The organism is Dokdonella sp., from assembly GCF_035703485.1.
Lineage (GTDB): Bacteria > Pseudomonadota > Gammaproteobacteria > Xanthomonadales > Rhodanobacteraceae > Dokdonella.
In genome coordinates this window covers 1-13,856 of record NZ_DASSYD010000047.1, presented here as the reverse complement: position 1 = coordinate 13,856, position 13,856 = coordinate 1, and the positions used below count along the sequence as shown (strand labels likewise).

General features: G+C 61.3%; 7 protein-coding genes and 1 pseudogene. All 8 read right to left on the bottom strand.

Annotated features, from left to right (window positions below; genetic code table 11):
• Positions 1 to 71: 71 nt before the first annotated feature.
• Entirely contained in the window at positions 72 to 491 is a 420-nt protein-coding gene (locus VFN25_RS03545; RefSeq protein WP_325138882.1) for a hypothetical protein, read from the bottom strand.
• A gap of 31 nt (positions 492 to 522) precedes the next feature.
• Positions 523 to 1,524: a hypothetical protein gene (locus VFN25_RS03540; protein WP_325138880.1), complete on the bottom strand. Its 1,002-nt coding sequence runs from the start codon at positions 1,522 to 1,524 to the stop codon at positions 523 to 525.
• 261 nt (positions 1,525 to 1,785) lie between these two features.
• A complete protein-coding gene (locus VFN25_RS03535; RefSeq protein WP_325138878.1) occupies positions 1,786 to 3,195 on the bottom strand; it encodes an FAD-dependent oxidoreductase in 1,410 nt (469 codons plus the stop codon).
• Complete coding sequence (gene gltB / locus VFN25_RS03530) at positions 3,192 to 7,655, bottom strand: glutamate synthase large subunit (protein ID WP_325138875.1); 4,464 nt, start codon at positions 7,653 to 7,655, stop codon at positions 3,192 to 3,194. Before gltB ends, VFN25_RS03535 begins: the two co-directional genes overlap by 4 nt.
• Before the next feature lie 601 nt (positions 7,656 to 8,256).
• Positions 8,257 to 10,929, bottom strand: coding sequence for a DUF349 domain-containing protein (locus tag VFN25_RS03525; protein WP_325138873.1), 2,673 nt, complete (start codon positions 10,927 to 10,929; stop codon positions 8,257 to 8,259).
• Positions 10,930 to 10,950: 21 nt separating this feature from the next.
• The gene (locus tag VFN25_RS03520; RefSeq protein WP_325138871.1) at positions 10,951 to 12,201 is read right to left on the bottom strand and encodes a TraB/GumN family protein; all 1,251 of its coding nucleotides are present in this window, start codon (positions 12,199 to 12,201) and stop codon (positions 10,951 to 10,953) included.
• An 11-nt stretch (positions 12,202 to 12,212) separates the two neighbouring features.
• The gene (locus VFN25_RS03515) at positions 12,213 to 13,100 is read right to left on the bottom strand and encodes a carbon-nitrogen hydrolase (protein ID WP_325138869.1); all 888 of its coding nucleotides are present in this window, start codon (positions 13,098 to 13,100) and stop codon (positions 12,213 to 12,215) included.
• A 277-nt stretch (positions 13,101 to 13,377) separates the two neighbouring features.
• Positions 13,378 to 13,856 (bottom strand): annotated as a pseudogene (locus tag VFN25_RS03510) (hypothetical protein); the annotation flags it as partial.

Below are 13,856 nucleotides of genomic sequence, written 5' to 3'. Positions count from 1 at the left end.
CGTTTCTGCTATTCAATGACCCTGTTGATTGCGGAACCTGCGGCGACGGCAGGCTGCCGTCGCCGTATCGATCATTGCCAGTCAGCGTCATCCCATGCGCCGTCATCCCAGTTCAGATCGGGCGGGCCGGCGACACAGGTCACGTTGATGTCATCGACGGGCGTGCTGCCGATACTGCCGCTGGCGTTGCTCAACGTGCAGATCTGGCCACCGGGTTGGGTGGTGATGGTCACCGTGTAGGCGCTGCCGGTGGATGCGGTTTTGGCAAAGGTGTAAAGCTGCGGTTGGCCACCGTTGGCAGCGAGGTTCTTGTTCTCGCTGACCGCACCCGCGGCCAGATGCAGCACCAGGCCACTACTACTCAAACCACTCACTTCACCGCCCAGGGTGCAGCAAGGTTCGAAGCCGTTGGCGAAGATGCGGTCGCTTGCCGTCGCGTTGGAGCCCAGACCCGCCAGGCCCAGCATGGTGAATATCAGGATCGTGCGCATGGCAGTGCTCCAGGTGGATGGGCAGTGGTCATCACTGACTCTCGAACAAGCTGCCGGCGGCCCAGTTGTAATTAGAGTAAGTGGTGTGTTGGACACCGCCGCTGACCGATGCGAAGAGACCGCCTGCGGTGTTCGCCCGTCCGCCACTAACCGACGAAAGGGCACTCTTGGCACTGTTGTTGGCACCTCCGCTGACCGATGCGTAGACTCCATTGACGATATTGAATCGACCCGCGAGAAACCCGCCATATCTCGAATAGGCATTGACGTTACCCACAACCAGATTGTGCGAGCCGCTACGCTGGTTGGCCGCCCAGGTTCCGCCGCTTGTTGCACAGCTCGAAGCGTCTGAGTGGTTGCCATCGGAGCAGAATTCTGTGGCGCCCGGATCGGTCTCGTTATAGCCCACGATCAGATTACCCACGCCGTTGATAGTGCCCATGCCGCCTGCACCATTGACGACCTGCACGTTGACGGCAGTGAAACGTGCGGTGGGCTGGTTGGTGAAAGGGTCGAGAACAAGGCCAAGCGAGCCGTCCAGTTGCAGTACGGTATTGCTCTCTACCGTGGTCAAGCGGCCTTGCAAGTTGGTGATGGTGGTTTGCTGGTTCGTCACAGCGGTATTGAGCGAGGTGACAGTGTTGTTGAGAGTATCAATCGTGGTCTGCTGCCCAGCCACGGTGGTATTGAGCGAAGTGACGGTCGTATTGAGCGTATCGATTGTGTTCTGTTGCGTGGTCAGTTGACTCTGTTGAGCAACCAGTTGGCCTTGCTGTGTGGCGAGTTGGCTCTGCTGCGTAGTCAATTGACTCTGCAAATTGGCGACTGCGCCTTGCAGTGCCGTGATATCCGTGGCGCTGCCATTGACCGCCGTCGCCACCGCGCCGAAGTTGGCGTTGACTTGTGTAGCCACGGCAGGCGTATGCGCAGTGAAGGTATTGGGAATGCTGACGTTACCGGCTACAGCGGCACCGGTGAACAACAGCAGGAGTGCCGCCGTGCCGACGCAGGCAAAACGATGGATGTGCAACATGGCGATTCTCCCGAACAGCGGTCAACAAGCTTCAATGCGCAACATGCGTTGATTTCCAATCGCAAATGCGCCGGTTTTGATTCCCTCACCGGTGATACACACGGTTTGGCCTCAAGACATGACACGCCAATCGAAAAAGCTTTCTGATTGGCATCAAACCTCCGCCATCAGAACGCCTTCTCCCGCTGGGAGAAGGCTCACTTTCGTAGAACTTCGAAGCGAATCAAGATCGGGAAGATCCGATTTGCTACTGATGATTGATCAGGCGACGACACCCAATTGGCTCAAAATCGAACGTGCCGCTTCGCGACCATCGAGCACCGCGCGCACGACCAGATCGGCGCCACGAACGTTGTCGCCACCGGCAAACACCTTCGGGTGCGCGGTCTGCAGGGGCAGGCGTGGGCTGCCGCCGACCTTGAGACGCCCGTTCTTGCCGACTTCGATTCCGGCACTGGCACACCAGTCTGGCGGGCTGGCGAGAAAGCCGAACGAAAGGATCACGACATCGGCCGGAATGGTGTGTGCCGAGTCGGCGAGAATTTCCGCGCGTGCGCGGCCATCACCATCGGCAATCAGTTCGGTGTCGGCAATCTCGACGCCATCGACCACGCCCTTGCCGACAATCGCCAGCGGTTGGGCAAGAAAGCGGAAGATCACACCTTCGTCGCGCGCGTTTTTCACTTCCTTGCGTGAGCCGGGCATGTTCTCTTCGTCGCGACGGTAGACGCAGGTCACGCGCTCGGCGCCAAGGCGAACCGAGGTGCGCACGCAATCCATCGCCGTATCACCGCCACCAAGCACGACCACACGCTTGCCCTTGAGGTCGGGCAGCACATCGTCGCTGGTCGCGGTTCCGAGTTGATGGCGGATATTGGCGATCAGGAAGGGCAGGGCCACGATTACGCCGGACAGATCCTGACCCGGCAAGTCGGCATCGACGGCGGTGTAGGCGCCGGTTGCCATGAACACGGCATCGTAGTCTTCAACGAGCTTTTCGAAAGCGATGTCGCGACCGATCTCGATGCCGAGATGAAACCTCACGCCCTGATCTTCGAGGACACGACGACGCGTGAGCACAATATCCTTCTCCAGCTTGAAGGAGGGAATGCCGAAGGTCAGCAGGCCACCGATTTCCTCGTAGCGATCAAACACATCGGCGCTGACGCCGGCGCGGGCAAGTCGATCCGCGGCGGCGAGTCCGGCCGGGCCGGCGCCGACAATGGCCACGCGCTTGTCGGTCTTTGAAGTCGCTTCCGGTGGTCGCCAGCCACGCTTGATCGCCTCATCAGTCACCGAGCGCTCGATCGCACCGATGGTCACTGCGCCGAAACCTTCCTCAAGTGTGCAGATGCCTTCACAGAGGCGATCGTGCGGGCACACGCGGCCGCAGATCTCGGGCAGCGGATTGGTCTCGTGCATGAGTGTGGCGGCATCTTCAATGCGGCCATCCTTGACCAGCTTCAGCCATTGCGGAATGCGATTGCCGAGCGGGCAGCCCCACGAGCAATACGGATTGCCGCAATCGATACAGCGTGAGGCCTGATCAACTGATTCGCCGCCGACGAAATCCGCATGGATCTCGTTGAAGTTGAGCACCCGAATCGGGATCTTGACCTCGCTCGGCAGGGCGCGCGGAAACTTGAGGAATGGAAACGGACGATCGCTCATGCTGCTTCCCTCAGTTCGTTCGACAGCGCCGCAAGGCTGGCTGCCTTGGGCTTGACCAGCCAGACCTTGTGCAGGACATCGCGGAAGTCGCCGAACAACTGGCGCGCCCAGGCGCTGCCGGTGGCGTCGATATGCGCCTGCATCAGCGAACGCAGATGTTGCAGATGATTCTCCATGCCTTCCAGCGAAATGCGGTTGATGTCGACCAGCTCGTGGTTGTAACGGTCGAAGAAGTCACGCTCCAGATCGAGCACGTAGGCGAAGCCGCCGGTCATGCCCGCACCGAAGTTGAGTCCACTGCGACCGAGTACGACGACGGTGCCACCGGTCATGTATTCGCAGCCGTGGTCACCCAGGCCTTCGACTACCGCTATCGCACCGGAATTGCGCACCGCGAAGCGTTCACCGGCGCGGCCGGCAGCGAACAACTCGCCGCCGGTGGCGCCGTACAGGCAGGTATTGCCGATGATGCTGGCTTCGTGGGTGACAAACTTCACTCCATCGGCCGGACGCACGACGATGCGGCCACCAGTCATGCCCTTGCCGACGCCGTCGTTGGCCTCGCCGGCCAGAATCAGATTGAGACCAGCAACATTCCATGCGCCGAAGCTCTGTCCGGCGGAGCCATCGAATTCGAGGGTGATCGGCGCAGCGGCCATGCCTTGATCGCCGTGCTTGCGAGCAATCTCGCCGGACAATCGTGCACCGATGGCCCGATCGACATTGCTGATCGGATAACGGAAATGTGCGCCGGCGAGTGCATCGACGGCATCACGTGTGTCGCGCACAGTTGCCAGGGCGAGCTCGGTTGCGCCCGGTGCCAGCGGGCCGGCGGCACCGGAATCGGCGACGCTGGAATTCACGGCAGGCTTGACCAGCAATCGAGACAGGTCGAGCTTGCCTTGCTTGGCGGTGATGCCGGGCAGGATGCGCAGCAATTCGGTACGACCAACCAGCTCATGCAGCGAGCGAACGCCGAGTTGTGCCAGCAGCTCGCGCACGTCATCGGCAATGAACTGGAAGAAGTTCTGAACCATCTCCGGCGCACCGGTGAAATGATCGCGGCGCAGAATGCTGTTTTGCGTGGCAATTCCGGTCGCGCAGGAATTGAGATGGCAGATGCGCAGGTACTTGCAGCCGAGTGCAACCATCGGGCCGGTACCGAAGCCGAACGAGTCCGCGCCGAGGATTGCTGCCTTGATCACATCGAGCCCGGTTTTAAGACCACCATCGGTCTGCACGATGACGCGATTGCGCAGGCCATTCATGACCAGGGTCTGATGCGTTTCCGACAGACCCATTTCCCACGGCGTTCCAGCATAGCGAATCGAAGTGATCGGGCTCGCTCCGGTACCGCCGTCGTGGCCGGAAATCGTGATCAGGTCTGCACCGGCCTTGACCACGCCAGCGGCGATCGTGCCAACACCGGCATGAGAAACCAGCTTGACTGAAATCAGCGCGCGCGGATTGACCTCGCGCAAGTCGTGGATCAGTTCGGTCAGATCCTCGATCGAATAGATGTCGTGGTGTGGCGGTGGCGAGATCAGGCCGATACCGGGTTTCGCATAGCGCAGTCGCGCAATCAGTGCGTTGACCTTGTCGCCGGGCAACTGGCCACCTTCGCCGGGTTTTGCGCCCTGGGCAATCTTGATTTGCAGCACTTCGGCGCTGGCCAAGTAGGCAGCGGTAACGCCAAAGCGGCCTGAGGCGACCTGCTTGATTTTCGACGCGCGCTCGGTGCCGTAGCGCGCCGGGTCTTCGCCGCCCTCGCCCGAATTCGAGCGTGCACCGAGACGGTTCATGGCCGTCGCCAGCGCTTCGTGCGCTTCGGGCGACAAGGCACCCAGCGACATGCCGGCCGAGTCGAAACGCTTGAGCACGGTTTCGCGCTTCTCGACCTGATCAAGCGCAATGCCTGAAGTGTCATCGCGCAGGGCAAGCAAGTCACGCAAGGTCGACGGTGGTCGCGAATTCACCGCTTCGGCGTATTGGCGGTAATGACGCATGTCGCCGCTGCGCACGGCCCGCTGCAGGTGGCCGACCACGCCTGGGTTATACATGTGGTATTCGCCGTCCGGAATGGCCTTGAGCAGGCCGCCAGCGGGCAGGGTGTAGTTTGGATTGCGCGACTGGGCGAGCTGGGTTCGATACTCGATTTCGATGTCGGCAAAGCCTGCACCCTCGATGCGTGAAGGGGTGCCCGGGAAGCACATGTCGACGACTTCGCGATCGAGTCCGATGATCTCGAACAACTGCGCGCCGCGATAGCCGGCGATCATCGAGATACCCATCTTGGAGAGGATCTTGAGCAGACCCTTGCGAATGCCGTGACGATAGGTGCGGCCGATTTCATGCACAGTTTCATTCTCGCCGCCCTTGATCTCGCCGCGCTGGTTCATCGCGAACAGCGTCTGGTAGGAGAGGAACGGATACACCGCAGTCGCGCCGAAGCCGATCAGGCAGGCGAAATGATGCGCGTCGCGAGCGGTGCCGGTTTCGACCAGTAGATTGCAGTCGCAGCGCAGTTGCTGGCGGGTCAGATGCGCGTGGATCGCCCCGGTCGCAAGCAGGGCATGGATCTGGGTCATGCCGGGTTGCGGAAAGCGATCGGAAAGCAGGACCAGCGCCGCGCCGTTGCGCACGGCGTCTTCGGCCAGCTTGCAGATCGCTTGCAGCGCCGATTTGAGGCTGATGCTTTCGTCGTAGTAGAGGTCGATGCGAATCTGGCGCTCGGCGTACAGCGGCAAGGCGAGCAACTGGCGCAGCTTGCGCTGGGACAGCACCGGCGAACTGAGCAGCACTTGGCGCGCGCTGTCGGCCGAGAGATCGAACAGGTTGCCTTCGAGGCCGATCTGCGAAACCAGTGACATCACCAGACGTTCGCGCAGCGGATCGATGGGCGGATTGGTGACCTGGGCGAAGGCCTGGCGGAAATAGTCGTAGAGCGATCGCGACTCCTGCGAGATCACCGCGATCGGGATGTCGTCACCCATCGAGCCGGTTGATTCGGCACCGGTCTCGGCGAGGGTCTTGAGGACGATGTCGCGCTCTTCGCAGGTCAGGGCAAACTGTTTCTGGAAGCGCGTGAGCATGTCGGGCGGCATCGGTTCGGCAGCCAGTGCCGGGTCGATCAGATGCGATTCGAGATAGATCACGCCCTCGCGCAGCCATTCGCGATACGGCGCCCGATCGGCATTGATGCGATCAATCGCGGCACTGTCGAGCAGGCGATGTTCGACAAGGTCGACGGCCAGCATCTGGCCCGGCCCAAGTCGACCCTTGGCGACGATGTTCTGTTCCGGCACATCCCAGAGGCCGGCTTCGGAGGCAACAATCAGGTGCCCGTCATCACTCTGCGACCAGCGTGCCGGGCGCAGGCCGTTGCGATCGAGTGCACACACCGCATGCCGCGCATCACACATGACCAGGCCGGCCGGACCATCCCAGGGTTCGGTATGCAAGGCGTAGTACTGATAGAAGGCTTCGAGATCCTGATCGATGTTCTCGTCGGCACTCCATGCCGGTGGCACGAGGATGCGCGTCGTCGCGAGCAGATCGATGCCACCCTCGACGAGCAGCTCGAACATGTTGTCGAGGCCTTGCGAATCCGAACCGGTGCGACTGACGTGATCGCCGATGTCGGAAATATCGAGCAGCGGCGAATGCAGTTTCGGTTGGCGGGCCAGTGCCCAGTTTCGATTCGCCCGGATCGTGTTGATCTCGCCGTTGTGGGCGAGCATGCGAAACGGTTGAGCGAGTTTCCAGTTCGGCGAGGTGTTGGTCGAGAAGCGCTGATGAAAGGTGACGGCAGAACTTTCCAGCTCCGCTCGCTGCAGATCCGGAAACACGTCGCGCAAGCGCCCTGGTGCGGCCATTGCCTTGTAGCCGATGGTCGCTGCGGCGAGACTGACCACGTAGAACGCCGGGTCGTCAGCCAACGCCAGTTCGCAGCGCCGTCGGGCACGGAACAGGGCGCGATCAAACACGGCCTCCTCCATACCCTCGGTGGCGTTGACGAAAAGCTGACGGATACGCGGACGGCTGTTGCGCCCCAGGGGACCGCAGGGTTCGTCGTTGACCGGTACATCACGCCAGCCCGCTGCAGTCACGCCCTCATCGCGAAGACAGGCCTCAAGCTTGTGCATTGCAACGTCGGCCTTGCCCGCATCGGGATCCAGAAAAACCAGTCCCGCCGCAAAGCGTGAAACGAGCGCAATCGAGGCTTCACTGGCCAGTATGCGCAGCCAGTTGTCGGCGCGATGGATCAGAACACCGCAGCCATCCCCGGTGATCCCGTCCGCATTGACGCCGCCACGATGCGACATCCTCGCAAGCGCGGCGAAGGCCTGATCGACAAGCCATTTGCTGGCGTTACCGTCGATATTTGCAATCAATCCGAATCCGCAACTGTCGTGTTCGAAGGCGGGGTCGTACAGGCCGGTCGTCTGCAGCGGTGTCATTGGGGCTTCCTGCGCGAAAGTCGGGCGCACCAATCCATGGCGGTTTGCCCGCAAAGGTCAACACGGCGGTGTTCCTGTCGCTGTGCCATCAATCGTCGATCGACGTGACTCCAATCAATCACAATTGCTGCGATGCGTCAAACTAAATGGACGTCCAAATGGTTCCAATGGAAACCAACCGCTGCAGATTGGCCGCCATCGCCTCTTGATTCCAAACTACCTCAGCCGTTCGACCCCGGATTGGGGTCTTGGCCGAATCGCACTGACTCAACGCCAATCCCCGCCTCTCGTCGTCCCTGCGGAGGCAGGGACCCAGTGCCTTTGATTTCATGCTTTGGAGAGAAGGGTCAAGAGAAGTGGCGCTGGACCCTCGCGTTCGCAGGGACGACGGCAGCTTGGAGAGGTTTGGCGGCAGTCAAATTGCCGGATGACCAACCATTCACCAGTCAAGAGTCGCCGGGAACAATCAGGCTTGTGTCGGTGCCGTTCGGCTCAGCGTTGCCCTAAGGGTGAGCTCAGCTTGAGGCGAACTTCCGCCCGTACTTCGACAGGCTCAGCACGAACGGAAGTTCATCAAGCTTTCCGTAATCGAGAAAGGCTGTTAACCGAGCGTATCAAGGATTGCCGCGACCGCGCGCTTGAAACGCGTGTCGAGATCCGAATCGGCGGACCCCAAGTCGATCCAGGTGCCAAGCAGTTGTTCGAGGGCTGCAGCTGGTGCGGGAGCCTGGACGCCACGCATGCGCGCTGAAAGCTTATCGACCTGCAAATCCATACGTCGCTGGCGATCTTTTTCCGGGGGTTCGATTCCGGCCAGCTGTTCGGCCTCGAGGACCTGGTCGCGCAAGAGGTCTGAATTTTCCGGGGAGGCGGTTTGCCCACTGCCTGCCTCACGAATGCGGGCTTCGAATGCATCGGCTGAAATGGCGAGGACAGGCAGGCTAGCGCGTGCATCACGGGTCGCTTCGACATCAAGTTCACCGATTTCGAACTTTCTCAGCACTTCATAGTGCGAAAGCCAGACGTCGAACTGGGCGCGGCGTTTGTTCCTTTCCCGCTCGGCCTTGAGTTTTTCCAGTGAATCCCGCGCATTCTGGAAACGTTGGCGCAAGCCCGCATCGCGGATTCCAATCGCATGCCAGGCTGAATCGATGCGATGCAGTTCCGCACGATCCGGTTCGCTGGTGTTGGCAGCAATGGCTTCCAGTTCGCCGCACAGGGCTGTCGCGTCTTCGACGGCCTGGCGATCCTGTGCACTGCGTTGCGCACGCTCGTCGTCGGCACGACCGAATACGGCATCAATGGCGGCGCGGAATATCTTCCATTGCGCCTGATCCCGTGAACGCTTGCCGTTGCCGGTTGCCTGCCAGAGTTTCTGCAGATCACGCGCCTGCGTGATGGCGCTGCGTGTGTCGGTTTGCTCGCTCAACGCTTGCGCACGGGAGATGAGCGCGGCCTTGGTGGATTCGATTCCGGCGTGATGCGCGGCAATGCGTTCGTCGATGATGCCGAGAACCTGCTTGAGTTCAGCGGCGAGGTTCTTGCGTTCACGCGGATCGACCCGATCAAGTGAGCGCAGGCCCTCGACGGCGCGTTTGCGCATGCCGGCGAGTTCAGGCCAATCCGGATCTTCGCCTGCCACGGTGACCCTGACTTCGGCAATCAACTGGCTGGTTTCTTCGGTGCCCTGCTTGCGTAGTTCGTCGCGTTTTTCGAAGTAGGGTTTGGTCGGTTCGATGGCCTTGTGGCAAAGCGCGCGGAAGCGGCGGTCGATTCCATCATTGGCGCGTGCAGGACGAGCTTCCAGCCGATCAAGGCTTGTCCATTCGATCTGGATCTCGCGCACGCGGGTGGCGATGGCATCAGGGTGCAGACCAGTCTCGGGTAGCACTTCGAGTTCTTCACACAACTGCTGGCGGCGCTTGCCATCACCCCAGCGTTGCCATTGCTGGATTTTCGCGTAGTCACTTTCGACATCGGCAAGTGCATCACGCAATGCAGGTGGGACAGCGCCGAGTTCACGACGCAATGACTGAATGCGCGCGTGGGCCAGATGCGCTTCGGCGCTCTTGCCTTGCGCAATCACCCTGGCAGCTTCCTGGATGGCTTCATCGAGTTTGCTGATCAGCGTTCTCTGCTTGTTGTCACGTTCTGCGCGTGCAGCATCTCGTCGCGCCTGGCGTTCGGCTTCTGCGCCGCGGTCTTGCGCGTCAGGCTTGGCATTTTCCGAACTTTCCGGTTTGTGGATCTCGGCTGCAGGCGCCGACTTGAGCGTCGCCAGTTGTGCGCCGAGTCTGGCAAAACGGACAGAAAGCATCGCGGCAAACTCATCGCTGTCGTCGGCGAATTCGGCATGCAGTTCGGCGAGAGCATTGAAACGCTCCTGCAGTTCGGCGGCGGAGTGCGCAGATGCAGGGAGCAGCGCCTGTTCGATGGCCAGCAGTTCGGATTCGAGCTTGGCCCGATCAATTGCGCGTTGACGCATACGCTGGATCTTGTCGGGATCACGGCTAAGTTCAAAAAGCTCGTGCGCATTGCGGTAGCGTGTGGCCAGTTGCGTGGGTACTTTTTCTGCGATCGCTTGCCATTGGTTGGCGATGGTCTCGGCTTGTCCCGGGTTGCCACCTTCACGCAGCAAACGTTCCAGTTGCTCGCAAAGGCTGGTCGCCTGCGTGGAGATCGCGGCAGAATCGCCGCGTTCGATGCGCAATGCATGTACACGCTCTGTGGCTAGGCGGCTGATGGCCTTGTCGGACTTCCGTGCGCGCTCGCTGATGCGGACAAGCTGGGCTTCATCGTTGATGCGCTCGAGCGCGGCGAGTCGTACGGCTGCATCGGCATCGGCGGTGACGCGCTCAAGGATCAAGGCATGGCGCTCGACACGCTGCAGTGCGGCGAGGCGAAGCTCTGCTTCCGGCGCCGTAACCGCAATCTGTTCGATCAGGTGGACTTCGTCCTGAGCGCGCAACAAACGGATGCGATCGCTCAGCGGTGGTGACGAGGGGTGTGTTCCGGCCAGCAGTTCGGCGAACAGGTTGCGCGCAACGCTGCGCACGCCTTCGTCGCGATCATCCTGGGCAAGCGCCTGGGCAAGGCCTGGTTCGGCAAGGCGTTTCAGCGCAGCGATACGCACACCCGCGTCGCTGTCCTCACGGGCGAATTGCGCGAGTTGCGCAACCAGTTCCGCGGCGTTTTCACTGGCAACTGAATCACGGCGGATCGCTGCATCCTTGGATAGCCAGCGTGGTTTGGAGAAGAAGCGGGCAAGACTCATCGGGAATTTCGCAGGTTGGTGTCAGAGCAGCGATTTGATGATGCGGAAACCGGCCACCCAGGTGCCGAACATCATGCCGAGATTGGAAAAGACAAAGACCAGCAAGGTGCGCGAGATGCGATTCCTCCACCAGCCCGTCCAGTGAATGACATCGTCACGCAGGCTGTCGAAATCGGCTACGCGTGGCCGATGGATCCAGACTTCAACACCGGCGCTGGCCGCTCCGACCGGAATGCCGGGGCGGAAAGGTTTCAATGGTGCGACGATAAAGGCTGCCAGGGCGCTGAGTGGATGGCCACCTGCAGCGGCCGCGCCGATGGCCGCGCCAATGCCGGTGCACAACACCCAGGTCCAGAGGGCGTCAGCTCCGGAGTCGGCACCTCGGTAGAACAACACGGCGATGGCGACCGCGATGGCAGCGAAAACCGCGAAGCCGATGCGTTTGGGCCATGGCGAACCGGGTGGCAGGGCCGACAGTTCCTCCTGCATCGGAGCAGGTGCATCGGTCTGAGACTCGATGGCTTGCTCGATACCCGCCAGATGGCCCGCGCCGATCACCACGAGCACGCGTTTGACCGGCGTGTCGGTATTCGCGGCGTCGCTGGTTTCTTCGCGCAGACGCGCGGTCATGTAGCGATCACGCTCGGAAATCAGGGCCTCGAACAACGGCGGTGATTCCCTCGCGAATTCGTTGAACATGCTGCCAAGCATGTCGCCTTCCTTGAGCTTTTCGATTTCGCTTTCCTCGACATCCTCGCGCGAGATCAGGCTGCCGGCGAGGCCCGCCATGATGCCGATGCGATCAAGAAATCCGACGCTGCGGATCGCCCGCTTCAAGGTGATGCCGACTTCGCGATCGATCAGCCAGATTGGAAGATCCCTGGCCTCGGCACCGTCGATGGCGGCTTTCATTTCGGCACCGGGCTCGATGCCAAACTGTTCGGCGATGCGACGCTGGAACGAGGACAGGGCGAGATTCGCGGCGACCAGTCCGGCCTTGCCCTGTCGGATTACCTGGAACAGATCCAGATTTCGGAACGATTCCGGATCGCGCATCGACTTGTAGCGCGGCTCGCACAGTTCGATGGCGACTGCATCGAAGGTTTCACGATCGAGGATTTCGCGCACGGCCTCGACGCTGGCACGCGAAACATGGGCGGTGCCGAGCAGGACATATTCGACGCCGTCCCGGGTCACGTGGGCGATCGGTTGCGCAGCGAGCGATTCGCTGCCCTGAGGTGGCGAATCGGGGTTTTCGTTGAGGACTTGCATGGATTCCAGATTCAGTCGCGATAGCGCTTGAGCAGGTCGGCGTACGCGTCGATGCGACGGTCACGCAAGAACGGCCAGATCCGACGCACCGATTCACTGCGAGCGAGATCGACGTCGGCGATAAGCAATTGCCGTTGGTCAACAGATGCCTGAGCCAGGTATTCGCCCTGCGGACCGACAACGAAACTCGATCCCCAGAACTGAATGCCGCGACCGCCATCCGGTGCCGGCTCGAAACCGGTGCGATTGACCGCGAGCAAGGGCAGGCCGTTGGCCACGGCATGACCGCGCTGTACCGTGATCCAGGCATCGCGCTGGCGAACCTTTTCGTCCTGATCGTCGGCAGGATCCCAACCGATCGCGGTCGGGTAGAGCAACAATTCGGCGCCGGCCAGGGCCATCAGGCGGGCACCTTCCGGATACCACTGATCCCAGCACACGAGCAGGCCAAGCTTGCCGACCGAGGTCTGAATCGGCTCAAAGCCGAGATCGCCGGGGGTGAAGTAGAACTTCTCGTAGAACCCCGGATCGTCAGGGATATGCATCTTGCGGTAGACGCCGGCAATCTTGCGTGAGCGATCGAAGACGACGGCGGTGTTGTGGTAAAGCCCGGCGGCGCGGCGTTCGAACAGCGAGCAGACGATGACCAGCTTGAGTTCCTCTGCCAGCGCGCCCAGACGCTCGGTGGATGGCCCCGGAATCGATTCGGCGCGATCAAACTCGTCGACATCTTCGTGCTGGCAGAAATACGGCCCATTGTGCAGTTCCTGCAGCATTACCAGTTCGACACCGGCCGCCGCCGCTTCGCGAAGCCCGGTTTCGATGGCGTCGAGATTCGCTTGGGTACTGCCGTGATCGGTTTCCTGAAGCAGGGCGACTTTGAGGGTATTGCGGCTCATGGCATTCGTGAACAGGCAAAGCCGCAATGGTAACGCGGATTGGGTTGTTAGCGGTGAGCGCTCAGCCGAGAGCGGTTAGCGGGAAGAGCGGACGCAATTTTGCCGGAAATCCGTAGATGCACCCTTCGACAGGCTCATGTCTGGTCTTCAGGCGTCCCGAAAAAGGGACTTCCGTTGGTCGCGAGAAATATCGCCACATGACCATGGCGCTCGTCCATGAACGCCGGTCCTGAGCCTGCCGATGAGGACACCTGCAGAATACGGTCCGATCCGACGATCAGGAATCGTCGGAAGGCGTGTGCAGTCTCTGCGGGCTCTCCGTGCTTGCTGACTTGCTTGTCTCGGCATCACGCGCGAGCGATTTCGCGACCTCGGCAGCCACTTCTGGGGGCATGGCGAGAATCGGCGAAGGCTTGGTGACCGGCAATTCCGACTTCCTCGCCGCCGGACTGACCGGCACGGAGAACAGGTCTTGCACGGGCGGGCTTGCCTTTGCACGTTCCGTTGCCGGTTCCGTGGCGGGCGCGGGGCTCGCCGGTCTGGCTGGCGTTGGCTTTGGAGTCGAGACTGGAGCCGGAGTCGAGGTCTGAGTCGGAGTCGACGTCTGGGCCGGAGTCGACGTCTGGGCCGGAGTCGACGTCTGGGCCGGAGTCGACGTCTGGGCCGGAGTCGACGTCTGGGCCGGAGTCGACGTCTGGGCCGGAGCCGAAGTCTGCACCGGAGCCGAAGTCTGCGCCGGAGCCGACGTCTGGGCCG